Annotated in this window: 22 protein-coding genes and 1 tRNA gene; 12 read left to right on the top strand and 11 right to left on the bottom strand. The window is 72.8% G+C overall.

Annotated features, from left to right (window positions below):
- The first annotated feature begins 337 nt into the window (after positions 1-337).
- The 4 genes from EV385_RS04605 to EV385_RS04620 all read left to right on the top strand — a co-directional run bounded on the left by EV385_RS04605 (position 338) and on the right by EV385_RS04620 (position 5,180).
- Entirely contained in the window at positions 338-1,711 is a 1,374-nt protein-coding gene (locus tag EV385_RS04605; RefSeq protein ID WP_130508323.1) for a DUF3631 domain-containing protein, read from the top strand.
- Positions 1,708-2,121, top strand: coding sequence for a hypothetical protein (locus EV385_RS04610; protein WP_130508324.1), 414 nt, complete (start codon positions 1,708-1,710; stop codon positions 2,119-2,121). The genes EV385_RS04605 and EV385_RS04610 overlap by 4 nt, the downstream gene beginning before the upstream one ends.
- A 153-nt stretch (positions 2,122-2,274) precedes the next feature.
- A complete protein-coding gene (locus EV385_RS04615; protein ID WP_207229746.1) occupies positions 2,275-2,640 on the top strand; it encodes a helix-turn-helix domain-containing protein in 366 nt (121 codons plus the stop codon).
- Between the two features lie 1,316 nt (positions 2,641-3,956).
- On the top strand, positions 3,957-5,180 hold the full coding sequence (locus EV385_RS04620) for a tyrosine-type recombinase/integrase (protein ID WP_165449390.1): 1,224 nt from the start codon (positions 3,957-3,959) through the stop codon (positions 5,178-5,180).
- A gap of 64 nt (positions 5,181-5,244) precedes the next feature.
- On the opposite strand, the gene EV385_RS04625 is transcribed toward EV385_RS04620, so the two are convergent.
- Positions 5,245-5,319, bottom strand: a tRNA-Val gene (locus EV385_RS04625).
- 59 nt (positions 5,320-5,378) lie between these two features.
- Positions 5,379-5,810 (bottom strand): TIGR02611 family protein, encoded by a 432-nt coding sequence (locus EV385_RS04630; protein WP_130508326.1) that lies wholly within the window; start codon positions 5,808-5,810, stop codon positions 5,379-5,381.
- Positions 5,811-6,142: 332 nt separating this feature from the next.
- On the opposite strand from EV385_RS04630, the gene EV385_RS04635 reads away from it, so the two are divergent.
- The gene (locus tag EV385_RS04635; protein ID WP_130508327.1) at positions 6,143-6,574 is read left to right on the top strand and encodes an SsgA family sporulation/cell division regulator; all 432 of its coding nucleotides are present in this window, start codon (positions 6,143-6,145) and stop codon (positions 6,572-6,574) included.
- 347 nt (positions 6,575-6,921) lie between these two features.
- Positions 6,922-7,377: an RrF2 family transcriptional regulator gene (locus tag EV385_RS04640; RefSeq protein WP_130508328.1), complete on the top strand. Its 456-nt coding sequence runs from the start codon at positions 6,922-6,924 to the stop codon at positions 7,375-7,377.
- A gap of 57 nt (positions 7,378-7,434) precedes the next feature.
- On the opposite strand, the gene EV385_RS04645 is transcribed toward EV385_RS04640, so the two are convergent.
- Positions 7,435-8,433 (bottom strand): hypothetical protein, encoded by a 999-nt coding sequence (locus tag EV385_RS04645; RefSeq protein WP_130508329.1) that lies wholly within the window; start codon positions 8,431-8,433, stop codon positions 7,435-7,437.
- An 87-nt stretch (positions 8,434-8,520) separates the two neighbouring features.
- Here EV385_RS04645 and EV385_RS04650 point away from each other — a divergent pair, with 87 nt between their 5' ends.
- Positions 8,521-10,413 carry a fibronectin type III domain-containing protein gene (locus EV385_RS04650; protein ID WP_130508330.1) on the top strand — a complete coding sequence of 631 codons (1,893 nt, stop codon included), beginning with the start codon at positions 8,521-8,523 and terminating at the stop codon, positions 10,411-10,413.
- Between the two features lie 80 nt (positions 10,414-10,493).
- The gene (locus EV385_RS04655; protein ID WP_130508331.1) at positions 10,494-12,104 is read left to right on the top strand and encodes a tetratricopeptide repeat-containing diguanylate cyclase; all 1,611 of its coding nucleotides are present in this window, start codon (positions 10,494-10,496) and stop codon (positions 12,102-12,104) included.
- On the opposite strand, the gene EV385_RS04660 is transcribed toward EV385_RS04655, so the two are convergent.
- The 3 genes from EV385_RS04660 to EV385_RS04670 form a co-directional block, all read right to left on the bottom strand.
- Positions 11,992-13,482, bottom strand: coding sequence for a phosphatase PAP2 family protein (locus tag EV385_RS04660; protein WP_130513073.1), 1,491 nt, complete (start codon positions 13,480-13,482; stop codon positions 11,992-11,994). The genes EV385_RS04655 and EV385_RS04660 overlap by 113 nt on opposite strands.
- A 179-nt stretch (positions 13,483-13,661) precedes the next feature.
- Positions 13,662-14,678 carry a YihY/virulence factor BrkB family protein gene (locus EV385_RS04665; RefSeq protein ID WP_130508332.1) on the bottom strand — a complete coding sequence of 339 codons (1,017 nt, stop codon included), beginning with the start codon at positions 14,676-14,678 and terminating at the stop codon, positions 13,662-13,664.
- On the bottom strand, positions 14,675-15,634 hold the full coding sequence (locus EV385_RS04670; protein ID WP_130508333.1) for a diacylglycerol/lipid kinase family protein: 960 nt from the start codon (positions 15,632-15,634) through the stop codon (positions 14,675-14,677). The genes EV385_RS04665 and EV385_RS04670 overlap by 4 nt, the downstream gene beginning before the upstream one ends.
- 84 nt (positions 15,635-15,718) lie before the next feature.
- Between EV385_RS04670 and EV385_RS04675 the strand changes: the two genes are divergently transcribed.
- Positions 15,719-16,495 (top strand): MBL fold metallo-hydrolase, encoded by a 777-nt coding sequence (locus EV385_RS04675; protein ID WP_130508334.1) that lies wholly within the window; start codon positions 15,719-15,721, stop codon positions 16,493-16,495.
- Positions 16,492-17,106 carry a DedA family protein gene (locus EV385_RS04680; protein WP_165449391.1) on the top strand — a complete coding sequence of 205 codons (615 nt, stop codon included), beginning with the start codon at positions 16,492-16,494 and terminating at the stop codon, positions 17,104-17,106. Before EV385_RS04675 ends, EV385_RS04680 begins: the two co-directional genes overlap by 4 nt.
- An 8-nt stretch (positions 17,107-17,114) precedes the next feature.
- On the opposite strand, the gene EV385_RS04685 is transcribed toward EV385_RS04680, so the two are convergent.
- Positions 17,115-17,975: a serine hydrolase gene (locus tag EV385_RS04685; protein ID WP_242624702.1), complete on the bottom strand. Its 861-nt coding sequence runs from the start codon at positions 17,973-17,975 to the stop codon at positions 17,115-17,117.
- A gap of 186 nt (positions 17,976-18,161) precedes the next feature.
- On the opposite strand from EV385_RS04685, the gene EV385_RS04690 reads away from it, so the two are divergent.
- Positions 18,162-18,494 (top strand): hypothetical protein, encoded by a 333-nt coding sequence (locus EV385_RS04690; RefSeq protein ID WP_130508335.1) that lies wholly within the window; start codon positions 18,162-18,164, stop codon positions 18,492-18,494.
- 38 nt (positions 18,495-18,532) lie between these two features.
- Here EV385_RS04690 and EV385_RS04695 read toward each other — a convergent pair whose 3' ends face one another.
- The 4 genes from EV385_RS04695 to EV385_RS04710 all read right to left on the bottom strand — a co-directional run bounded on the left by EV385_RS04695 (position 18,533) and on the right by EV385_RS04710 (position 23,124).
- The gene (locus EV385_RS04695) at positions 18,533-19,726 is read right to left on the bottom strand and encodes a cytochrome P450 (RefSeq protein WP_130508336.1); all 1,194 of its coding nucleotides are present in this window, start codon (positions 19,724-19,726) and stop codon (positions 18,533-18,535) included.
- Between the two features lie 122 nt (positions 19,727-19,848).
- On the bottom strand, positions 19,849-20,847 hold the full coding sequence (locus EV385_RS04700) for a S1 family peptidase (protein ID WP_130513076.1): 999 nt from the start codon (positions 20,845-20,847) through the stop codon (positions 19,849-19,851).
- 256 nt (positions 20,848-21,103) lie between these two features.
- Complete coding sequence (locus EV385_RS04705) at positions 21,104-22,441, bottom strand: FAD/NAD(P)-binding protein (RefSeq protein ID WP_130508337.1); 1,338 nt, start codon at positions 22,439-22,441, stop codon at positions 21,104-21,106.
- An 83-nt stretch (positions 22,442-22,524) separates the two neighbouring features.
- Positions 22,525-23,124 carry a winged helix-turn-helix domain-containing protein gene (locus tag EV385_RS04710; protein ID WP_130508338.1) on the bottom strand — a complete coding sequence of 200 codons (600 nt, stop codon included), beginning with the start codon at positions 23,122-23,124 and terminating at the stop codon, positions 22,525-22,527.
- Positions 23,125-23,672: 548 nt separating this feature from the next.
- On the opposite strand from EV385_RS04710, the gene EV385_RS04715 reads away from it, so the two are divergent.
- Positions 23,673-23,894 (top strand): hypothetical protein, encoded by a 222-nt coding sequence (locus EV385_RS04715; RefSeq protein ID WP_207229747.1) that lies wholly within the window; start codon positions 23,673-23,675, stop codon positions 23,892-23,894.
- Positions 23,895-23,955 lie beyond the last annotated feature (61 nt).

The raw sequence follows: 23,955 nt of genomic DNA on the forward strand, positions 1-23,955 counted from the left end.
CCGACACCGTGAACCCGCACCCGCCACCTGTTGACGACACCATGACGCCAGCCCGGACCCGGCGACACCCGGGTCCGCGACACCCGCGACCAGCCACACCACCACACGGCCAGGCCCGGCCACGACCGGCGGTCAGGCCCGCACCCGGCCCGGCCCGAACGCCCCGGTGTTTCAGCCAAGACCGTGGTGAGATGCCCCCCGCCGCCGCCCGACCGGGCCGACCTGTGCGGTGCCGGGGCGGGGGCATCTCACCACCCCGGCACCTGCCCCAGCCGTACCCGCCACGAGGATCGGCTGAAACAGCCGCGCGTCCGGGCCAGCGTCGGGCTGTGCGGCCATGACCGACACCAGCAGCACGCCGGGCGCGGCGGTGCTCGACCAGGTCGCGGCGTTCATCGCCCGCTACGTGGCCTTCCCGTCCGAGCACGCGTTGACGGCGGTGACGTTGTGGGCGGCGCACACGCACGCGGTGGGCTGCTTCTACGTCACCCCGCGCCTGGTCCTGGACTCGGCCGAACCGGGCTCCGGTAAGACCCGCGTGTTGGAGCTGCTGAACCTGCTGGTTCGGCACCCGGAGATGACGATCAGCGCCAGCACGGCCGCGCTGTTCCGGCTGATCAGCCTGCATCCGCACACGATCCTGTTCGACGAGGTGGATGCGATCTTCAACCCGAAGACCGGCGGGAACTACGAAGATCTGCGGGCGCTGCTCAACGCCGGGTACAAGCGCGGCGCGACGATCGCCCGGTGCGTGGGCGACGCCAAGAGCATGAAGGTGGCCCGGTTCGTGGTGTTCGCCCCGGTCGCGCTCGCCGGGATCGCCGGGTCCATGCCCGCGACGATCCTGACCCGGGCCGTGGTGGTCCACATGCGGCGGCGGGCACGGTCGGAGCGGGTGGAGCCGTTCGAGGAGCAGTACGCCGAAGCCGAAGCCGCACCGATTCGCGACGCCCTGGCCGAGTGGATGTCGCAGCAGGCTGACTCGCTCGCCAAGGCGCGGCCACGGATGCCGGACGGGGTGGCGGACCGGGCGGCCGAGGTGTGGAAAGCGCTGCTGGCCATCGCCGACCAGGCCGGGGAGCGGTGGCCGGAGGCCGGACGCGACGCGGCCCGCTACTTCGTGCTGGACACCGCGACCGCGCCGACGTTCGGCACGCGCCTGCTGGCCGACCTGCGAACCCTGTACGACGGGCGGGACCGGATGCCCACCACCGACATCCTCGACGCGCTCACCACGGCCGAGGACGCCCCGTGGGGGGACCTGAACGGCAAGCCACTCGACGCCCGACGGCTGTCGAAGGAACTGGGCCGGTACGGCATCGCCCCGGCCGCGTTCAACACCGGCCAGGGCACGGCCAAGGGTTACACCACGTATCCGACGACCGGGAATCTCGGCCTGGCCGACGCCTGGGATCGGTACCTCCCGGCGGGAGGTATCGGTAACTCCGGTAACTGCGGTAACCGGGCAGGTCAGACCGGTTACCGATCCGAAAAGCCGTCGGTAACCAGCGGTAACCCGCAAGATCAGGTTACCGATCCATCGGTAACCCGCATCGGCATCGGTAACCCGCTGACCAGGGAAGTTACCGAAGTTACCGAGATTACCGACCAGGACTGGCCGCCCGTGGCCGTGCCCGGCGGTAACCGGCCACCGTCCACCCCGGATCGCCCCGGTCCTCACTCTGCGTTCACCAAGGGAGCGGCAGCATGACCCTGCATCCGACCGCGCTCGCCGACCAACTCCACGCCGCGAGCGCCGACGCCCACCACCGCCTCCTACGGGCCGCCGAACACCCCTGGGCCAGGCTGATCGCCAGCCCGGACACCCCGCCGTGGCTCGCCTCTCTGTTCCAGCGGCACGCCCTGGCCCTGCTGGGTGGACACGGCCGGACCTGTCCGCACCTCGGCCCCGGGCCGCGTGTGGTCCATGCGTTCGCCTGGGCGCCAGGGCTGATCGTCTGCCCCGCCTGCCGCCACCTCGCCACCCCCGACCCGATCGAGGACAGCACCTGCGACGGCTGCCGCCGACACTCCGACCGGGTGTGGGCCGGGATCGCGCAAGTCGGGCCGATCCTGTTCGGCTACGGCCTCTGCGACACCTGCCACCACACCGCCGAATAGCCCACAAAGCCGATCGGCCGCATCGGATGACACCAAAACGGCCCGGATCTTGGCTCAGCGTGGCTCTCAGCGGCCCCACCGATGCCACGGCCCGCGACCGAACCGCCGCACCATCCCACCCGGCCCAGCACCACCCACATTGGAGGCATCACCGTGCGCACCGCCCACGCCACCGTTCACCCGCTCACTCCCCGCACCGCACCCGCCGAGGCTCCGCAGCGCGCCAGGCCCGCACCGGTCGGGTCGCTGACCTACACCGTCAAAGAAGTCGCCGAAATGCTCTCGCTCAACCTCGGCGGCACCTACCGCATGATCCGCTCCGGAGACATCCCCGCCCGCAAACTCGGCGGCCGATGGGTCATCTCCCGCCGCGCCTTCCACGACTGGCTCGACTCCTGCATCGAGACCACCCCAGCCGAAGCCGAAGCCAACCGCCGCGCGTCGATCGGGGAGCTGACCGACGCCGAGAAAGACCTCATCTGGGCCTACCGCAACGACCCGAAACGGCACGGCGCGTAACCCACCCAGCGGCCGGATCAGCCGCTAGCGCTAGCACCCTGGCCCGCTAGCGCTAGCGGCACCGCTAGCGGCCCGACCGGGCCATGACCAGGCCGCTAGCGGCTAGCAGCCGAATCAGCCGGCACCCCGGAACCGGCCCGCCAGACCGGAATCCGACCCCGGCAACGGCCGCTAGCACCCCCGGCCCCCACCGGGCACCGTCCACTACCGAGAGTCATAGTCGCGGTGTCGCATCGTCGCGTGTCTCCTCGCGCGTACGCGCGCGCGTTGGACGCCTGTCCCGTCGTCGCACGCGACAGTGCGACACCGCGACAATCCGCCACCCTGCGTCACCATGACAACCGCCGCCGAGCCCGCGATGCATCGCGGGGAGGACCGCGATGCATCGCGGGTCCGCTACCCCCCACCCTCGCGGCCCTGATCGGCGACCTAGCGGCATCGCGGCCCAACCCAGCCACACCCCCGAAACCCGCCCACAGGCCAGACCGGGACAACCCCGCACAGCCGCTAGCACCAACCCCGGCAACACCCGCGACCGTCACGCCGCGTAGACATCCGAACGGTTCGCCAGCCCCACGGAGCGCCGCAAGGCATTGCGGCCTGACCCGCGAGGCATTGCGGGTTCGCAATGCCACACCCTCGCGGCCCTGACCAGCGACCTAGCGGCATTGCGGCCCAACCAGCCACACCCCCGAAAACCGCCTGAACGGCCATCCGCGACACCCCGCCGCCAAGCCGCGAGGCAGACGGACAGGTAACACGCGCGTCACCCTGCCGTCACCGCCTGCCACCTCGCCGACGACTCGAAGGTGGCGGTAACACGCCACCCCAACGCACCGCCGAACACCGCCGAACCGGCACCCCGACGCTCGACCCTTTCGCCGTTACCCACCCCGGCCCGGTCGCGGGCCGCCCGCGACCGGTCGCGCCGACGCGACCCCAGCCGCGACCGCACCGACCAGCACGATCACCCACCGGTCGCGGGTCGCGCCTACCCAGCCGATACCCGCGACCACCCCGAGAACCAGCGCCAGAGGGCCACACGGCCCGCGACCGCGACCCGGCATCAGACCGTCCGGCACATCGACACACGGTCACCGCCACCCCGCCCGCCGACAGGTAGCGGCCGAGGTAGCGGACCGCTACCGGGTAGCGCCAGCGCTACCTCAGCCGCTACCGCCCTGGCCAGCCCACACGGCCCCAGGTAGCGGGTAGCGGCACCCACCACCGCACCGCCGAAACCCCCGGAAACCAGGGGTAGGGGCACCCCCGCGTGCCGCTACCCGCTACCCACCACACGAAGGAGATCCATCACCGTGGGTCACACAACCCCAACCCCAGCAGGCAATTGGCGCGCCAACTGGCGCGACGCCTCTGGCAAGCAGAAGGCCAAGACCTTCCAGACGAAGCGGGAGGCCAAAGCGTTTCTCGCCGAGATCGAGTCCACCCTGACGCGCGGTACCTACGTCGACCCGCACGCTGGACGAATGCGCCTCGGTACGTTCGCCGCTCGCTGGCAGCAGGCGCGCAGTGACGAACTCGCGACACGGGCACGCGTCGCCTCGGTCCTTCGTACCCACGTTTTGCCGCGATGGGGTGACACGCCGATCGGCAAGGTCGACCATCTGGCAGTGCAGCAGTGGGTTACCGACCTCGCCGGGCGCGGCCTTTCGCCCGCGAGCGTTGCCGACTGCCACCACGTCCTGTCCTCGATTCTGCGAGCTGCGGTTCGCGACCGTCTGATCGGCACCAATCCATGCGATGGCGTGAAGGTGCCGCGCCGTCGCAAGAAGGACACCGACGGCCGCACCATCACGATGGGCCAGCTCACCAACGACCTGCTTCCGGCCCTGCCAGACCGCTTTCAGGCACTCGTCGCCCTGGCCGGTGGTACCGGCATGCGATGGGGTGAGTGCGTCGGGCTTCGTTGGGAGTCCGTCGACCTGATCAATCGCACGGTGAGCGTCGTGCGCGTGGCGGTCGAGATCGCTGGAACTGTCACGACCAAGCCCTACCCGAAGTCTCGCGCCGGACGCCGAACGGTACCTCTGCCCCCGTTCACCGCAGACCTGCTGGCCGCCCACCGGGAAACGTTCCCCGCCGGTCCCGCTGGCGAGGTCTTCACCAACACCGCAGGCGGGCCGATGCGTCGCACGCTCTTTCGTGCTCGGGTCTGGCGCCCGGCTCTTGCCCGCGCAGGGCTGCTGGGCCGCATCGATCGCCTCGGACACTTCAAGTTCCGGGCCGCGTGGATGGACTCTGACGGCATCTGGTGGGACAAGGAATTCACGACCGAACGGGACGCCATCGGCCACATCGCCAGGGTGGCGGGCAACGGGCTGCGGTTTCACGACCTCCGCCACTCGTACGCGACCTGGCTCGTGTCGCGCGGCGTGCCCGTCAACGACGTCAGAGAGGTCATGGGTCACGAGCAGGCGTCCACGACGCTGAACCTCTACACACACGGTTCGGCAGGGCGTACGAAGCGGGTGTTGGACGCGTTCGCTGACTTTCTGCTGACTTCCGAGGACCCTGCATAGCCGGAAACGCTGACGGCGCCCTCGACTGGGGGCGCCGTCTTTGCTGTGAGCTGCGGGTAAATCTTGGTGGGCGATACTGGGATCGAACCAGTGACCTCTCCGGTGTGAACGGAGCGCTCTCCCGCTGAGCTAATCGCCCGCAACGCGATCAGACTGTACCGGACGGCCACCCCCGAGGGCGAACCCGGGGTCGGCGCGTCAGGAGCCGCCCAGCCAGCCCCACGCCAGCGCGGCCAGGTCGACCCCGAAGCTCAGTTTGACGGACACCCACAGGATCGCCGCGACGAACACCATGCCCAGGGCGCCGATGAGGAGGCGGACCGGCAGCGACTGCCGTGTGGCCCAGTGGGTCCAGGACTGCACGTGCCGCTTGGTGAACTCGAGCACGTGCTGGGCCCAGGCGAACTCCAGCGCCAGGATCGCCAGGCCCAGGATCACGATCGCCCAGCCGGGGCCGGGGAACGGGATCAGCACGACACCCAGCGCGACCACCAGGCCGCCTACCACCCCGATGCCCACCTTGAGGGCGACCCGGCCGCTCGGGTTGGCCCGGATCCGGTGCAGCAGACCGATGGGGCCGTGGCTCTCTTCCGTACGCGGCTCATCACTCACACGGTCGGTTCGGGGCATCTGATCACTTTCGGGGCGCGGACTCGTCGGCGGCGAGGCGCTGGGTTTCCTGGTCATTCATCCCCCAGTGTTCCGGCGCCCCGTCACTACCCGGGAGGAATGGACGTTACCGGAGTAAGTCAACTGCTGGACCCACCCGACGCCGGGCGGAGCCGGGTACTTGGGCAGAACAGGACAAGATATCGCTTTACGTCCTGCTCGAACGGGCTTTCGGAACCGTCTTCCCACTACTGGGTGAGATCAGCGTATGGCGGAGCGTAACGACAGGGATCACCTGAGTATGGGAAAGCGGGGTTTACCGACCCCGCAGCGGTGCCGGGGGGAGTTCGTCCATGAGTACCATTCGTCCAACGACCGTCGAGGTCGAAACATCGCTACGGCTCGTAGCGCCAGATGCCACGGCACTGCCCGTGCGCGCCAGTCTGCGGTACGACCCAGCCGACCCGTATGCCGTGCACGTGTTGTTCCACGCAGAATCAGCCGGTGGGGAAGCCGTGAGCTGGTCCTTTGCGCGCGAACTGCTCGTCACCGGGCTCGACGAGCCCGCTGGGATCGGCGACGTCCGGGTGTGGCCGTGGGCCACGCCGCGCGGCGATTTCGTCGCCCTCGCGCTGTCGTCACCTGACGGCAACGCGCTGTTCGAAGTACCCCGCAGTGTCCTCGTCCGCTTCCTTCGGCGCACCTACGTGGTGGTGCCGCGAGGTCGCGAGTCCGAACACCTGGACGTGGACACGGCGGTCAACCGGCTGCTGGCCGGTCGATAGCGACGCGCATTTTCCGGGGCGACCCGTGCGGACACTGCCGGTCCGCACGGGTCGCTTCTTTCGTACCCCCGTCTTTGGCATTGCACCATTCCGAGTAACTCGGGATAAATCGGACAAACAATGCGCGGGATTCCAGGGAATCCCCGGCTCGCCCACACCGCCCAGTACGTCCGCAATGTCGCTTTTCACCCAATCCCTGCGTTACCGGACCGGGCAATTTCGGGCCCCACCGGTAGGGCCGGTAGGCCAAGGGACCCCGGTCCGCCACCGTCCGCCGACTGACGGTAATTCCCACAGATTCATGGGGTATGTGCGAGCCGCCCGAACCGACCCGGCATGATAGTGGTGTGCAGATCTCCGCTCGTGGCGATTACGCGGTCCGGGCCGCGCTCAGCCTGGCGCAGTCCTACCCGCAGCTCATGTCCGCACAGGCCATCGCGCAGGACCAGGACATGCCGCGCAAGTTCCTCGAGGCGGTGCTGGCCGACCTGCGCCGCGCCGGTGTGGTTCGTGCCCAGCGCGGCGCCGAGGGCGGCTACACCCTGTCCCAGCCGCCGCGTGACGTGACCATCGGGCAGATCCTGCGCGCGGTCGACGGGCCACTCGCCGGGGTCCGCGGGCTGCGTCCAGAGGAGACCACCTACTCCGGCGCCGCCGAGAACCTGCCCAACCTCTGGGTCGCGGTCCGCTCGGCGGTGCGCGAGGTGGTCGACGAGGTCAGCCTCGCCGAGCTGATCAGCGGACGGATGCCCGCCCACGTACGGAAGCTGACCACCCGCCCGGACGCCTGGCAGCCACGCTGACGGACCGTCGCGTGTGGCTGTTCGGCCGGTGAGCTCCCGCAACACCGGCGAGGCGCGCTACGCGTCCGCGACGGCGATCACCACGTCGCCGCCGAGGCGGCCGTGCTCGGGACTCCGGGTCACCGCCCCGGCCGCCAGCAGCGCCTGCAGCACCCGGGTCGCGTCCGCCGCCCGGTAGACGGTCTCGGTCAGCGCGAACGTCCGCAGCTCCGTCACGGTCGCCGGGCCCGCCTCGGCCAGGTGACCCAGCAGCTCGCGCCGCAACGGCCCCGGATGCGGGGTGAGCGAGATGTCGAGCAGATGCCCCTCCGGATCGCCGGGATCGCGGTAACGCACGCCCGCGTACTCGTCGACCGCCCACAGGGTGTCCTTGAAACCCTCCAGGCTCTTTCCGGACGCCGTGGCGAAGACCAGCAACTGTCCCGGTCCCCCGTTCGCGACCAGTTCCACCGCGGCGACCAGCGGGAAGCCCGCACGGCGCAGCGCCGCCCGGTAGGCGTCCACCCGCGAGCCGTCCCCGGGCGGGCCACCGAACACGCGGACCGCCGCGTCCGGATCCCCGTCCAGTCCCTCCAGCGCGCCGGGCGCGAGAACCAGCAACACCTCCGCGGGCTTGCCCGCGGCCAGGGCCGCCACGGTGGCCAGGGCCGGCGGGCCCGGCGCGGCGGTCGCATCGAGATAGCCCAGCAGGGGTACGCGGGCCGCCCCGCCCGCCGCCAGCGCCACCGCCAGCCGGGCGTCGGTGCCACCGTCCACGGTGTGCACGCTCAGCCCGGCCGCGACACCGCCCTCGCGCTGCGCCGTGGCGAGCCGGGCGGCCGCTGCCGTGGTGTCGTCGCCCACCGCCAGCATGGTCAACTCCCGGCCGCGCACCAGGTCGGACAGTTCGGCGAAGACCCGCACCGCCGCCTCGGCCGCGCGACCTCCGTCGGCGTCGGCGTATCCGTGCACGTAGCTGGCGTGCCGGGCCCGGTGCAGGGCGGCCGGAGCCCACGCCTCCAGGTGCCGCACCAGCACCTCACGCCTGACTTCAGCAAGGTGGTCGTCGGTGGTCATACCCGCTTTCTACCGCCCCCGGGTTGCGCAGGTCGGCTCGGGTCGGCGCGGCGCGGGTCTTGTACCGTGGGTCGCTGAGCAGACACTATGAGGCACGTGCCCCCACCGCTGGCCGAACTCACCGCGCATGCACAGTCGCTGACGTCCGCCGGGGACCTCGCCGGGGCGCGGGCCGTACTCGCGGACGTGCTTGATCCGACCGACGCGGACCCGCAGCGCGCCACCGCCGACCTCGCGGTCGCCGCCGCACTGCACGCTCGCATCCTCATCGCCCTCGGCGACCCGCACGGCGCCCGGATCTGGGCCGGATTCGCCCACGCCGCCGAGGAACGGCTGCACGGCCCGCACGACGAACGGACGATCGCCGCCGCGGCCACCCACGCCGCGGTGCTGCAGCGGACCGGCAACCACGGCCGGGCGGTCCAGCTCTACCACGACCTCGTCGCGGAACTGATCACACTGGACGGGCCGGACTCGCCGCGGGTGCTGGCGGCCCAGGCCGACCTCGCGACGGCCGAGCACTCCGCCGGGCAGTGCACCGCGGCCCGCTCGCGGCTGGCGCAGGCGTGGGAACGGCACCGCGTGACGTACGGGGACGCGGCCCCGGCCGGTATCAAGATGCTGGCCCGCCTCGGCGCCATGCAACGCGAGTGTGGCCATGACGCGGCGGGACGAGAGCACCTCGCCCTGGCCCAGGAGTTGTGCGCCCGCTACCTGCCCGCCGACCACCCGCTCGCGGTCCAGGTCAACGCCCTCGCCCGCCGGAACGAGCCGGACCGGCACCGGTGCGGCCGGGTCACGCCCTCGGTCGGCCCCGACGCCCCGGCGCCGGGCGTGCGGCACGTTTCCGGCGCCGCTCCGGGCGTGACACCGGTCCACCCGACGGGTGGTGGGCCCGGTGGGCGACACGCCCGCGCGGACCGGCCCCTGGTCACCCCGCCGCCGCCCGACCCGCCCCGCTTCGTGCCGCACCCGGCCCAACGGCCGCTGGTCACCCCACCACCGGCCGACCCGCCCCGCTTCGTGCCGCCACCACCCGCGTCGCCGCAGGTCACCCCGCCACCCGCCGATCGGCCGCCCACGGTCGCCCCACCGCCCGCCGACCCGCCGCGCTTCGTGCCGCTCCCGCCCGAGCGGCCCGCAACGGTCAGCTCACCGGCGCCCCGGGACCCACCCGCCCGACCGGAGCGGGACCCTGTCCGCCCCGAGCCGGACCCCGTCCACCCCGAGCGGAACCCCGTCCACCCCGAGCCGGACCCCGTCCGGCCGGATCCGGACCTCGCGCAGGCGGATCAGAGCCACGCGTACGCCGGATCCGGCGCCGCACCGGCCGGGCGGCCCGCTCCCATGGGCTGGCAGCCGTCCGTGGTGTTCCCGCCGCCGCATCCCGAGCCCGTCCGTACCCCGCCGCCGCCCCATGCCGTGCTGGGCGGCGGAGCAGCCGCCCAGCCGGGCAGCAGCCTGGTCGCCGACCGGCGGCTGCCCGTACCCGTCGCCCGGCCGGAACCGGCCCGCTCCCGGCACTCCGCCCTGCTGGTCGCCGTACTTTTGGCCGGGATCGTGGTCGCGGCCGTGGTGGTGGCCGCGACGCTGCCGCGCGAGGGGCGCGGCGAGCCGCAGGCGAGCGCCGCCGCACCGACGACCGCCGCCGCGGCCCCGGCGGCCGTGTCCAGCGCCCCGGCCGCCGAGGCACCCAGCTCAGCCGCACCCGGCGGGGCGCCGGAGAACGTCCGGCTGCGGGACAACCGGGACAGCGTGTCACTGCAGTGGGGATACCCCCCGGGCGCCGAGGGCCCGGTCCTGATCTCCGGTGGCCGCACCGGCCAGGAGCAGCGCGCCTTCCAGCAACTGCCCGCCGGCACCACCGACTACGTCGTGTACGGGCTCAACGAGCAGGAGAACTACTGCTTCACGGTGGCGGTGATCTACACGGTCGACAACGTCGCCGCCGCACCGCAGACATGCACGGACCGCCGCTGATCCACACCCGTGCAACCGAACTGCACCCGAGCGAGACCTCAACAACCACCGCCCCGCACCGATCGTGAACCCTGACCAACATGACGGAGGCGCGCACGGTGACCACGGAAGCGGCGGTGACGGCCAGTCCAGTACTGGCCGAGGACGAGCGTGCCACGCTCGCCGCCCTGGTCTCCGAGTTGGAGCGCCTGCCCGGCTCCCAGTTCCGGGCGGTGCCCGGCCCGGCCGCCGAGGCGGAACGCCGGGCCGAGGAGCTCGGCGCGCAGGAGCTCGTCCAGCGGGCCCGGCTGCTGCGCATCTCGGTGATGTTGCGGGAAGGACGCTCCGCCGAGGGCGGCCGCGCGGTGCACCAGATCCTGGCCTGGGCCAGGGAGAACCGCAACGAGTACCTGCTGGCCCGGGCGCACCGCGAGCTGGCCATCTTCTACCGGCAGGTCGGCGACGTGTCGGGGGCGCTGACCCACGCCGTACAGTGCGTCGCGCACCTGCCGGAGGACGTGCCCCCCGGGGTCCGCGCCCGGCATCTGCAGTCGCTGGCGGTGGCGCTCGACGAGAGCGGCTCCGCCGCCGAGGCCGACCGCCGCTTCCGCGAGGCGCTGGACATCGCCACCGCGATCCGCGACGACGAGCTGACCCTGTTCATCCTCAACAACATGGCCTATACGGCGTACGAGAACGAGGACGAGCCGGCGGCCCGGGCCCTGATCGAGCACATGCGCGAGGTCCAGGCGGATGGCAGCCGCCCGTTCAGCGCGAACGAGCTGGACACCATCGCCCGCGTGGAGATCATGGGCGGCCGGTTCGCGGCGGTCGAGGAGACCCTGCACGCCGTCCTGGACGCGGAGCAGTCCACGGTGCTCGGCAACGAGGGCGACGCGATCGCCATGTGCCTGCTCACCCTCGCCGAGGCCCGCCGCCGTGCCGGGCGGTACGAGGCGGCACAGGAGGCCCTCGACGCGGCGCTGGGGATGAGCGACGAACGCGAACTGGCCGCCGTACGGGCGCAGATCCGCGAGGAGCAGGCGGCGCTGTACGCGGCGACCGGGCGGCACCTGGAGGCGTACGAGGAGCACCGGGCGTTCCACGCCGAGGCGACCGCGCTGCACTCGGCCCAGCGGGAGGCCCGGGCCCGCGCGCTACAGGCGGTGTTCGAGGCCGCCGAGGCCCGCCGGGCCACCGAGCACTTCCGGGAGATGGCGCACCGCGACCCGCTCACCGGCCTGCACAACCGCCGCTACGTCAACGAGCGGCTGCCGGAGCTGCTGCGCGAGGCGGCCTCGCGGCGTAGCCCCGTCTCGCTGGCCCTGGTGGATCTGGACCACTTCAAGCGCATCAACGACACGCTGTCGCACGACACCGGCGACACCGTGCTGCAGCACGTGGCGAAGCTGCTCCAGGAGGCGGCGGGCGGCCCGGCCGTGGCCGCCCGGATGGGTGGCGAGGAGTTCCTGCTGGTCTTCCCGGGGGTGGGTGAGGTCGAGGCGACCGAGCGGTGCGAGCGGCTGCGGCTGCGCATCCGCGCGCACGCCTGGGAGCCGATCACCGGCACGGTCCCGGTGACCACGAGCATCGGGGTGATCACCACCCCGGAGGGTGTGGGCACGCCGTCCGGTCTGCTGTCCCAGGCGGACCGTCGCCTGTACGCGGCGAAGCGCGGTGGTCGCGACCGCGTGGTGGCCGTCGCGGACTGATCGCCAGGTCCGCGTTGGGTCGTACCGTCCACATCAGGACGCTGAGCCAACCCACGGTGAGCAGCAGTGCGCCGAGCGCGTCGGTGGGGTGGTGCTCGCCGCGGTACATCCGTGACAGCGCCACGCCCGCGGGCATGACCACGGCCAGGACGACGAACACCCAGCGCCACCAGTGCCGTAGCCGGGGGACGGTCAGCAGCGCGATCGCGCTCCACAGGCACATCGTGGCGGCGATGTGCCCGGATGGGAACGACGTGGTCGGCATGGGGCCGTCGAGCTGGGCGACCGGTGGCCGGGGCCGTGCCACGGCCGCTCCGGTGCACAGGAACAGGGTCAGCTCACCGAGCATGGAGAGGGCGACGAACAGCACCAGCCGCCACTGCCGCCACAGCGCCAGCGCGAGCGGGCAGAACACCAGGCAGACCGCGAGGATGGCGTGCGTGTCACCGGCCTTGCTCCACAGGTAGCTGAGCTGGTCGAGACCGGAGGTACGGAAGGTCTGCAGCCAGCGGGGGACCCCGACGTCGAACGACGCCAGCCACGTGCCGGCGGTCAGGTGGGTGACGGCGTACCCGACCGTGTACAGCAGTCCGAAGGTCAGCACCCAGCCGGTGACGATCTCGGCGGCGCCGGTCCAGGGATGTGGCAGCACCTGCCGTTCGTCCGGCGCGGGCCGCAACTGCCGGGCGGACTCCGGTTCGAGCCCCTCCTCCAGCGGCGGCACCGGAACGCCCGCCTCCCGCCGCCACACCCGGAACGCGTACGCGGTGACCCCGAGCCAGGCCGCGCCGAGCAGCCAGCCCGCCAGCACGTCGGAGAGGTAGTGCACGCCCAGCGCCGTCCGGCTGACCCCGATCGCGAACACGGTCAGCGCGGTGGCGGCCGCGAGATACGGCCGTGCGCGGCGGGGCACCGCGGGCAGGAAGACCAGCAGCAGGGCGCCGTACACCACCATGGAGCCGAGCGCGTGCCCGCTCGGGAAGCTGTTGCCGGGTGCGACGGCGACGGGCACGTCCACGATGGGGCGCACCCGGCCGACGAGCGTCTTGACGGACGGGTCGAGCAGCAACGCCCCGGCACCGGCCACCACGAGATAGATCGCCAGCCTGGTCCGCCGGCGGATGAGCAGCACGATTACGGCCAGCACGACCAGCCGCAGCATGAACGGGCGGCCACCTATGCCGGACACCTCACTCAGCGCGGACACGATGACCGGATGGGGGGCGACGAGATGGTTGAGCGCTTCGGCAACCCCGTGGTCGAGGCGCTGCAGGGGCGCCCAGTGGAAGCGGACGAGCAGCAGCAGCGTGCCGAACCCGAGTCCGATCGCGACCAGAGCCAGCAGGCCGAACACGCTGCGCTCGGCGAAGTGCCGCAACGCGACCCGCCCGGCCCGCTCGCGGGCCTGAGCGTCGTCGTCGGTGCGCGGCTCGCTGGCCAGAGTGGCGTCGGTGCGCGGCGGATCGATGGCCTGCGTGGCGTCGGTGCGCGGCTGGCGGGTGTTCTGTCGGATCACGGTCGGGGGCTCACTTCCGGGGGGTCGGAGGTGAGCCGCTTCTACCCGGTCGCGTCGCTGCGTACACCACCGTCGCGTGGGCCCGGGACCCACGGCGTCTCCTCGGCCGGCTCCCACTGGTCCTCCTGCGCCGGGCGGCGCACCCCGACGCGGCGGGCCTCCAGCTGGGCCGCGAACGCCAGCCCCAGGAAGAACGTCACGCCGGTGAGGTTGGCCCACAGCAGCAGGCCCATGACCGCCGTGAGCGGGCCGTACGTGGCGCCGAAGCCGTCGCTGACCCGGACGTACCCGGCCAGCAGCAGGCTGGCCAGCCACCACAGGATCGTGGTGACGGTCGCGCCGAACAGCAGCCAGGACAGCGCGGGCTGCCGGCGGCGCGGCGTGTGGCGGAACAGCATGCCCACGGCCAGCACGATGAGCCCGAGGCTGACCGGCCAGCGGACGACGTCCCAGGCCAGCCGCATGCCGCCGGACCAGCCGAAGTGGTCGGCCATCGAGTCGCCCGCGGCCCGTCCGGCCACCAGCAGCAGGAAGCCGCCGAGCGCGGGCAGGCCCGCCACGAGGGCCAGGACGGCCGCGCGGACGTACTTGGCGAGCGCCGGCCGGTCCCGTTCGACCCCGTAGATGCGGTTGGCGCCACGTTCCACCTGGGCCATCGCCGTGGTGAGCGCCACCAGGCCGGTGAGCAGGCCGAGCACGAGGGCGACCTCGCCCGCGTCCGAGATGCGGTCGTCGTCGGCCAGCAGGTCGCGCACGAGCGGCTCGCTGGCGCCGGGGGTGAGCGCCAGGACGGTGTCGGCGACGACCCGCCCGCCCTCCTCGGCGCCCAGGTCCGAGGCCAGCCCGGACAGTGCAATGAGGAACGGGACGATGGCCAGGCACAGCTGCAGCGCGAACGCGCGGGCGTGGCTGAACCCGTCGCCGTACCGGAACCGGATGAACGCGTCGCGCACCAGCGGCCAGCGGCCGTAGTGGCGCAGGGCGAGGAAGGCGTCGTCGGCCGACAACTCGTCGCCCGGCATCGTCCTGGTCTCGGGCACCGGCTCCGCCGAGCTCACCGGCCGTCCTGCGCGCCGTGTGCCGCGCGCCGCGTGGCGCCGACGTCGTGTGCCAGGTCCGGGTCGCTGTCGGGCTGCGGCACACAGAGCACCAGGGCCCGGTGCCGCAGGGTGATCGACATGCTGGCGCCGGGGGCGATGAGGTCGCCGTCGAGCTGGCGCGGCTGCCGGCGCCCGCTGCGGATCTCGACCCGCCGGGCGGTGTAGGTCTCCATCAACGGCTTGCGCGGCCGTCCGCGCACCACTCCCCAGGCGAGGGCGGCCCAGTGCAGCAGCGTGTCCGGGCTCAGGATCGCCACGTCCAGCAGCCCGTCGGCCGGGTCGGCGTCGCTGAGCAGCTTGACGCCGCCCTGCAGGCGGCCGACATTGCCGACGATCACCGTACGGGAACGCCGCCGCATCGGCGGGCCCCCGTCCAGGGAGACGACAATCGGCATCGGCCGGTCCCGCAGGTGCTTGACCGCCCCGGCCACGTACGCGAGCCAGCCGAGGTGTTTCTTGGCCGTCTCGGAGGTGCCCTGCAGCATCTGGGCGTCGAAGCCCATCCCGGCCATCACGACGAAGCACCGGTCCTCGACGACCCCGACGTCGATGCGGCGCCGGCCACCCTGCACCGCCACCTCGACCGCGGTGGCGACGTCGGAGTTCAGCCCCAGGTTGGCGGCCAGCAGGTTCCCGGTGCCGGCGGGCAGCACGGCCAGCGCCACATCGGTGCCCGCGAGCGCGGTGACGCAGGCCGTGACGGTGCCGTCCCCGCCGCACACGAAGACCACCTCGGCCGAGTTCTCCACCGCCTTGGTGGCCTGCCCGAATCCCGCGTCGTCGCGGGTGGTCTCGTACCACTCCGGCTCCGGCCAGCCCGCGCGGGCCAGCACCGCGCAGACCGTACGGCGCAGCGACTCCAGGTCCGGAACCTTGACCGGATTGACGACGACGGCGGATCGGGGGGCCTCCATGCCAGTCAGTGTGCAGCAGGGTGATCACCACGGCGAGTTGAACGCACCCGGACGGGTGGCGGTCCTGTCACGTACGGTGTCTTCGTGGGTGCTACGAGCGTCACGTGGTGGGGTCACAGCACGATGTGGCTGACCGACTCCGACGTCGCCCTGCTCACCGATCCCGTGCTCACCGACCGGCTGGCGCACCTGCGCCGGATGACCGGGCCGACGCCGCGGCTGGCGCACGCCCCCGACGCGGTGCTGCTGTCGCACCTGCACGCGGACCACTTCCACCTGCCGTCGCTGCGCGCGGTGCCGGGCGAGCCGGTGCTGGTCCTGCCGCGCGGCGCCACCGATCTGGTGGCCCGGGGCCTGGGCGCCCGGTACGCGGACCGGTGCGTCGAGCTGCTGCCGGGCGAGCAGACGGTGGTCCGGGGCGTGACGGTCCGCGCCGTACGGGCGGCGCACGACGGCGGGCGGGCGCCGTGGTCGCGGCACCGCGCGATCGCGCTCGGCTTCGTGGTCGAGGGCGCCGCCCGCACCTGGTACGCGGGCGACACGACGCTGTTCGACGGGATGACCGCGTTCGGGCCGCTGGATCTGGCGCTGGTCCCGGTCGGGGGCTGGGGACCGACCCTCGACCCGCACAAGCACCTGAACGCGGCCACGGGCGCGGAGGCGCTGCGACTGGTCCGGGCGTCCTGGGCGGTGCCGGTGCATTACGGGACGTTCTGGCCGTTGGGCCTGAGCCGGATCCGGCGGCACATGTTCCACGAGCCCGGCGACGCGTTCGCCCGGCACGCGGCCACGAGCTGCCCGGACACGAAGGTCCGGGTACTGGCCCACGGCGAGACGCTGACGATCGGGCCGGACGCGTGATCAGCACCCTGCAGGCCCTGAGCTGGCTGTTCCTCGTGGTGTCGTTCGGGGCCATCGTGCCGGTGGTGCCCACCGGGGCGGCGGTCAGCGGGGCCGCGGCGCTGGCGATGCACACCCACCCGCTGACGATCGTGCTGGTGATCGCGGTCGGCGCCGCCGGGGCGTACGCGGGTGATCTGGTCATGTACGCGATGTGCCGGGCCGGCGGCGAGCAGCTGGCCCGGCGCCTGCGCTGGCTGCGCGATCAGGAGCGGCTGGCCGCGATGAAGGTGCGGCTGCACCGCAGCCAGGTCCCGGTGCTGGTGGTGTCCCGGCTGCTGCCCGGCGGCCGGGTGCCAGTGCTGCTGGCCGCCGCCGTCCTGGGGCTGAGCTGGCGCACGTTCGTGGTGGCCAACGCGCCGGCCTGCCTGCTGTGGTCCGTGCTGTACGCCGGGATCGGCGTGGCCGGCGGCTCCATCTTCCCGGAGCCGTGGCAGGGGGTGCTGGCCGCGATCGTCCTGGTCGTGCTGATCACCCAGGTGGTGAGCCTGGTCAACCGGCGCCGGGCCGCCCGGGAGCCGGCCCCCGCAAACGGGGACACCAGCCCGTCGGACACCTGCGCCGAACGCTGACGGCCCCGCTAGTACCTGAGGTGCTGCCGGGTCAGCTTGGCGACCTTCTCCACCACCGTGATGCCGCCGGACATGCTGCGGTGCCCGTGGGACAGCACCGCGATGGAGACGTCGGTGTCGGTGTCGGTGAGCCGGCCGACCGAGTTGATGATCCAGCGGTTGCCCTCGGTCGAGCGGGGCAGCCAGCCGTTCTTCACGGTCGGGGTCTCACCGGCGCGGGCCACGGCCGGCACACCCCAGTCCTGGTCCGGCTGGACCGTGCTCATCAGGTCGAAGGCGAGCTTGCGGGAGGCGGCGTTCAGCGGCCCCTTCTTGTCGACCAGCTTGGCCAGCAGCTTGACCTGGTCGTCGACCGTCGTGCGGGTCAGGCCCCAGGAGCCGCTCACCTTGGTCGAGGTGAGGCCGAGGCGCCGGTTGCACGCGCCGATCGCGCTCGCCCGGCCGAGGCGGGAGAACAGGGAGGTGGTGGCGTCGTTGTCGCTGGCCCGGATCATCCGCTTGGCGAGGGACAGCTCGCTGGCGGTGAGCTTGCGGTCACCGTCCTGGGCGGTGAGCAGCAGGCAGGCCAGCACCTGCACCTTGACCACGCTGGCGGTCTCGTACGCCTCGCCGCCGCGGAACGCGTACCGCTGGCCGGTCTTACGGTCGAGCACCGCGACGGAGAATTCGGGCGCGCTCGCGGCGTACTTCCTCAGCGCCGCGTCGAGGGCCTTGGCCCGGCGGGCGTGCTCCAGGCGGGCCAGCTCCTGCGGGCTCGGGCCGGTCGGGGTGGGCGCGACGCTGGCCGTGACGGGCTGGTTGCCGAACGTGCCGGCGACGGGCAGCACACCGCCGCCGCCGCCGCCCTCCCGCATGCCCAGGCCGATCAAGCCGGCACCTCCGAGAATCACCACCGCCGCCACAGCGGAAATCCAGAATCCGGTACGTCGCACCTATGCATAGTGCCGTGTCGGAGGCCCTTCTGGCCCGCCCGAAGGCCCGCGCCGGGAAAATCGGCCCGAACTTTCGACCCTCGGCACGGGTTACGTCACGCTGGGTACGCGCACAATGAGCGGATGACCTTCCCCCTCTCGACGCCCGGCGCCCTCACCGACCTGGCCCGCGCCGCAGCGGGTCAGATCCTCGAGTCGGCCGCGTCGATCGCGACCGTGCCCGTGCGCGTGCTGGGCCTGCTCGGGCAGGGCGAGCTGCTGCTGAGCCGGGTCACCCTGGTGGCCGAGCGGACCGAGGCGCTGATCGAGCGGCTGGAGGGGGTGGTCACAGAGGCGGAGAAGGCGGTCGGCGCGCTCCAGGCCATGATCGCCGCCGCGAACGACGGCCGCCCGGGCGGGCCCGCCGCCACCCGGCCCCGCGCGACGCGAGCCCGCTCCCGCGACCCGCAGCCGTAGGCCCCCACGGCGCGAGCCCGGTTCCGGACGCCGCGTGGTCAGCCGACCCGCAGGCGCAGGCCGACCAGCTCGTACGAGGCGATCTCGGGCCGCAGGCGGACCTGCGGCGGGCCGACCATCCGCAGGCCGGGCAGCGCCAGCAGCCGGGTCAGGAACGTCTCGGTCTCCTGGATCGCGATGTACGCGCCGGGGCAGCGATGCGGGCCGTCGCCGAAGGCCAGCCCCGCACCCCCGACCCCGTCGGGCAGCGCCCGGCCGGGGCAGACCGCGCCGGGCTCGGCACCGACCGCGGCGCCGTCGAGGTTCGCGGCGGCGACGCCGACGTCGACCCGGACCCCGGCGGGGATGGTCACCGGACCCTGCGCACTCGGCAGCTCCAGCTCGGCCGTGGTGGTCCGGTACAGGTCGCTGACCACCGGCTCCAGGCGCAGGATCTCGTGCAGGATCGCCACCCGCCGGGACTCGTCGCCCCCGGTGTAGTCGTGGCGCAGCTCGTCGTCGGTGAGCAGGTGCCAGGCGGCGAGCGTGATGAACTCGCGGGTCGTCACCATCCCGGCGGCGGCGAAGGTGACGCACTCGCCGAGGATCTCGCTCGCGGAGCAGCCCTCGTCGATCAGGTGGGAGATGAGGTCGTCGCGGCGCGCCGCGCGCCGGGCCGCGATCGAGGGCCGTACGTCGAACCAGTAGAACTTGCCGAGGTTGACGTTGCCGCGCAGCGCGCGCACGGCCGCGCCCGGATTCCGCCAGCCCGGGGTGCCGCCCTGCTCGGCGAAGAAGCGTTCCAGCCGCCGCGCCATCCCCGCGCCGCCGTCGGTCAGGCCGATGACCTCGGCCGCGACGGCCACCGCCAGCTCGAACGACAGGTGCGACAGGTCCGCCTCGCCGCGGCGGCTCAGCTCGTCGCACTGCTGCTGGGCCAGCCGCTGCATGAACCCGCGGTACGCCGTGTCCACCTTCTTCGGGGTGAAGTACTTCGCGGTCTGGCGGCGGTGCTCCCGGTGCTCGGCGCCGTCGCGGTACAGCACCGGCAGGCGCATCTTGCCCTCGAGCTTGCGCGCGTTCTCGATGTTGAAGCCCGCCTGCCGCGTCTCGGTGCTGCGCAGCAGCGCGCGGGCGGTGGCGAAGTCCTGAACCCGCCAGGTCCCGTCGGCATCGGCGTGCGCCGGGCAGCCCGGTGCCAGCTCGCCTCGGGCCACCTTGCGGGTCGATTGGACCGGGGTCTCGGCGGTCATGCGGGCTCCTGTCGGGCTCGGGGCGGTCCGTCGATTGTGCTGGTTCCGGCGGCGCCTGTCATTCGGTACGCGCAGAAAGGGTCCCGCGGGGCGGCGGGACCCTTTCTACCGTGGGAACACGTTCAGTAGACGCTCACCCCGTACACCGACAGGGGCTCGACGACCGGCTGGAAGAACGTGGTGCCGCCGAAGGAGCAGTTGCCGCTGCCGCCCGAGGTGAGGCCCAGGGCGGTGCTGCCGGAGTACAGCGAACCGCCGCTGTCGCCCGGCTCGGCGCACACCGTCGTACGGATGAGACCGGTGACGGTGCCCTGCGAGTAGTTGACCGTGGCGTTGAGCGCGGTGACCCGGCCCGAGTGGGTGCCGGTGGTGCTGCCCCGGCGGTACACGGTCGAGTTCACCGCCGGCGTGCCGGCCGACGTGATGTCCTGCGAGCCGACGGCGCCCGGACGCGACACGTTCGCGTTGGTGTACGCGACGATCCCGTAGTCGTTGCCGGGGAAGCTGGTGCCCGCCCGCGAACCCAGCGTCGTCGAGCCGTCGGTCCAGGTGGCACCGATGTTGGTGCAGTGCCCGGCGGTGAGGAAGTAGTAGCTGTTACCGCTGCGGACGTTGAAGCCCAGCGAGCAGCGGGCTCCGCCGGTGTAGATGGCGTCGCCGCCCGTGATCGTGGTGCTCAGCGTGCCGGGCAGGCGTTCCAGGCGGGCCCGGTCGCCGAGCTTGGCGACGATGGCCCGGACGGTGGCGAGGCGGGCGCCGGTGACGGTGTCGTCCGCGCTGACCACGACCTGGTTGCCGACCGGGTCGACCGCGAACGCCGTGCCGGGGATCTTCAGGGTCGACCGGAGCGTGGCGTCGGCGGCGGCGAGGGCGGCGCCGCTGTGGGTCACGTACCGGGGGGTGGCGCCGGCCGCGCGGACATCGGCGGCGGTGGCCGCGTCGGTGACGTTGACGACCACGGCGCCGTGGTCGTCCACGTAGGAGCCGGCGGTGCGGGTGCCGAAGCGGGCGTCCAGGGTGCCGGCCAGCGCGGAGGACGCGAAGGACGGGTCGGCGGCGGCGCGGGCGGGGGTGGTGGCGGCCGCGGCGGGTGACGCGGCCAGCGCGCCACCCACGAGCATCGCGACGGCCAGGCCGACGATCGGCCGTCCTGGCTTGACGGGGATACGCACGGGGTTCCTCCCAGGGGGGTGAGAGAGGTCCGCCGGTCCGGGGGTACCGGCGCTTGCCCGCAGTATCGAGATATTTCAATGTCAATATCAAGACTAGTTACGAATGTGAACAACCTGCCTCGACGTTCGCCATACCGGCCGTGACCTGCATCGATGGCCGTGCCATAACGCGGGGCTATCACCAGTTCGGGATGCCGCGGTGGGGTCAGGCCGCCACCTTCAGGGCCCCGGTGGAGCTCAGATCCACCGCGATCCCCCGGGCCTGCGTACGGATCTCGGGCACCGCGGTCGTCTCCCACAGCGCGCCCCGGCGCAGCGGGCCGACCAGCCACAGCCGCGGCTGCACCGAGCCGTCACCAGCCACCACCCGGCCGGCCGGGTCGATGTCGAGGCCCAGCCCGTGCGGCCCGACCCGGGCGAAACCGGCCCGCAGCAGCGCACCGACCAGCGGGAGCGCCGCGCCGGGCAGCCGGCCCGGTCCGGTGCAGTTGACGATCGCCGCGAACCGGCGCGCCCGCCCGTCCAGGTCGGCCATGAGCCCGCCGCCGGGCGCCGGGGCCAGGCCCGCGAGGCCGCCGGCCCGGACCGCCAGAGCGCCCGCGGCGCGCAACGCGGCGATGCGCTCGGCCACCTGCGGCGCCATCCGGTGCCGGTGGCACTCCCACGGGCGGGCCAGGTGACGCAGGAACGCGTCCTGTTCGGCCGGGCTGAGCGCGCACCACAGCCGGTCCAGGTGCGGGCGCAGGCCGTCCACCACGGTCCGCCAGTCCCCGGCCTGACCGGCGCAGGCGCGCACGGTCCGTACCACGTCGCGCAGGGTGCGGCACTCGGCGAGCGCGGGCACGGTGGGCGGGGCGGCGGTCGCGGTGTGACTCAGCGGGAGGCGGCCGCGACGGCTCACGGCGACGACCGTGCGCCCGCCGCCGTCGGCGGTGAGGGTCAGGGCGATGTCGACCGCGGTCAGCCCGGTGCCGACCAGCAGGACCGGCGCCCGCTCCGGGATCGCCGCCAGCGCGCCGGGACGCCACGGGTCGGCCACGTACGCGGGGTGGCCCGCGAGGCGGGCGGGGATGCCGGGCGGCCGGGCCCCGGCGGGACCGCCCACGGCGAGGATGACGTGGTCGGCGAAGACGATGGTGCCGTCGGCGAGGGACACCGCCACGCCGGTGCGGCCGGGATACAGCGACCGTACGGGGGCGCGGCGGACGGTACACCGGCCGGGGTGCGCGGCGACGGCCTCGTCGAAGGCGTCGCGCAGGTACCGGCCGTAGTCGTGGCGGCTCAGGAACGCGTCGGGGTCGGCGCCGAGGCCGCGCTCGCGGGCCCAGCGGACGAAGTGGCCCGGGTCGTCCGGGTCGGCGCTCATCGCACCGGCCCGCGAGTTGAGCAGGTGCCACGGCTGTGCGGCGCCGTACGCGATCCCGCCGCCCAGCTGCCCCGGCTCGATCAGCACCACGTCGTCGTCACCGGCGCGCAACACCTCGCGTGCGGCCAGTACGCCGGCACATCCGCCCCCGACCACGACCACGGTCCGTCGCCCCATTGCGCCTCCCATGTCAGCCAAACCCGCCATTCCCTAGCAATAGGGTAGGGAATGCGGGTTAGTGACGCCAGAGGCGCGCGGGGTCACTCGGCCGCGATCACCTGCACCCGGGCCTCGTCGGCCAGCCGGTATCCGACGCCGTAGACCGTGGTGATGAGGTCGGCGTCGCCCAGCTTGGTGCGCAGACGGCTGACGTGCACGTCCACCGTACGGGCCGTCGTGTGGGTGTGCCCCCACACCTGCGCCAGCAGCTGACTGCGGCTGAACACCTGCTGCGGGTTGCGGGCGAAGAAGAGCAGCAGGTCGTACTCCAGGCGGCTGAGCTCCAGCGCCGCGCCGTCGCGGCTCACCGCGCGCGGGCGCGGATCGAGCCGCAGGACACCAGGCCGGGCGGGGGCGGCCAGCCCGAACGGCGCCGCGCCGGGCGTGTCGGCGGCAAGCGGCTCGGTGCCGTCCACGACGATGTCGGCGCGCGGCCCGGCCGCCGCGACGAGGTCGTTCAGGGCGGCCAGGACCCGCTCCCCCTCGGGCGAGCCGCCCACGCCGATGGTGACCGTCACGGTGACCGAGCGCGCGTTGTCCGGCAACGGCCGGAGCCGGGCTGTTCGCCGCCGGCCCAACCGCCCGCGCGTAGGGGTGGGACGGGCGGAGCCATGGAGATCGGCGACTGCGAGAACGGACATGGTCTTTCCTCCGGATGCTCTGGCCGCCCGCCGGATCTCGACGACGGCAACAATTCTTATCCCATGTGCGGGATAGGGTTACGGACGCATGGCGCTGGCGTGGATGGCTCGACCGGGGAAGGTCACCGGGAGATCAGCGACCGGAGCAACACCGCGCGCTCGCGCATCGGAGCAGGTCAATAGCGAGGCGGGCCGTGAGTTTGATCTCGTGCAGCCGCATACCGTTCATCGTTGTGAGACCGGCTTGAGAGGTCAAAGATAATCCACCATGCGGGAATGCGTCACGAGGAAACACTTGCGCTGTCACCGGAATGGGTGACGGGGCGCACATCAAATGCATTTCCGCACGCATCACAGTGGATTGCGACGACCGGTACGTGGACGCGGCGGCCGGAGGCGGGACCGGAGCCGAGCCAACGAACGACATGGCCATCACTCTCGCCGACCCGGCCGGCCTTGTCAACCATTCCCCATAGGTTTACTAGGATATGGCCACCGGGTGTGCATTGGCTCTCCCCCGCGCCTGCCCGCCCGGCCAGGCTGATGACATGATCACGTCGCTGCTCGGGGTGCAGGGGTTCCTGCTCGGCGGCGTACAGATCGTGGTCAGCCTGACGGTCAACCTGCTTATCGTCTCGGCGGCCGGGACCATCGCGGTCTTCCTCGCCCGCCGGCCCGGCTGGCTGCGGGCGCAACGCTGGTTCATGGGCACCGTGCTGGGCGGGCTCGCGGTCCGCCTCGCCACCGACCGCGCCCCGGCCCACCCGTAGCGGCGGTGCCCCAGGCGGCCGCGCCGACCCGCACGATCGCATCCGCCGGAAACCGCCCACG

Origin of the sequence: Krasilnikovia cinnamomea (assembly GCF_004217545.1) — a bacterium.
Taxonomy (GTDB): Bacteria; Actinomycetota; Actinomycetes; order Mycobacteriales; family Micromonosporaceae; genus Actinoplanes; species Actinoplanes cinnamomeus.

Coding starts and splice junctions, on each gene's coding strand:
- EV385_RS04605 (WP_130508323.1), top strand. CDS start 338: ATGACCGACACCAGCAGCACGCCGGGCGCGGCGGTGCTCGACCAGGTC.
- EV385_RS04610 (WP_130508324.1), top strand. CDS start 1,708: ATGACCCTGCATCCGACCGCGCTCGCCGACCAACTCCACGCCGCGAGC.
- EV385_RS04630 (WP_130508326.1), bottom strand. CDS start 5,810: ATGCCCCGAACCGACCGTGTGAGTGATGAGCCGCGTACGGAAGAGAGC.
- EV385_RS04635 (WP_130508327.1), top strand. CDS start 6,143: ATGAGTACCATTCGTCCAACGACCGTCGAGGTCGAAACATCGCTACGG.
- EV385_RS04645 (WP_130508329.1), bottom strand. CDS start 8,433: ATGACCACCGACGACCACCTTGCTGAAGTCAGGCGTGAGGTGCTGGTG.
- EV385_RS04650 (WP_130508330.1), top strand. CDS start 8,521: ATGAGGCACGTGCCCCCACCGCTGGCCGAACTCACCGCGCATGCACAG.
- EV385_RS04655 (WP_130508331.1), top strand. CDS start 10,494: ATGACGGAGGCGCGCACGGTGACCACGGAAGCGGCGGTGACGGCCAGT.
- EV385_RS04670 (WP_130508333.1), bottom strand. CDS start 15,634: ATGGAGGCCCCCCGATCCGCCGTCGTCGTCAATCCGGTCAAGGTTCCG.
- EV385_RS04690 (WP_130508335.1), top strand. CDS start 18,162: ATGACCTTCCCCCTCTCGACGCCCGGCGCCCTCACCGACCTGGCCCGC.
- EV385_RS04695 (WP_130508336.1), bottom strand. CDS start 19,726: ATGACCGCCGAGACCCCGGTCCAATCGACCCGCAAGGTGGCCCGAGGC.
- EV385_RS04700 (WP_130513076.1), bottom strand. CDS start 20,847: ATGCTCGTGGGTGGCGCGCTGGCCGCGTCACCCGCCGCGGCCGCCACC.
- EV385_RS04705 (WP_130508337.1), bottom strand. CDS start 22,441: ATGGGGCGACGGACCGTGGTCGTGGTCGGGGGCGGATGTGCCGGCGTA.
- EV385_RS04710 (WP_130508338.1), bottom strand. CDS start 23,124: ATGTCCGTTCTCGCAGTCGCCGATCTCCATGGCTCCGCCCGTCCCACC.
- EV385_RS04715 (WP_207229747.1), top strand. CDS start 23,673: ATGATCACGTCGCTGCTCGGGGTGCAGGGGTTCCTGCTCGGCGGCGTA.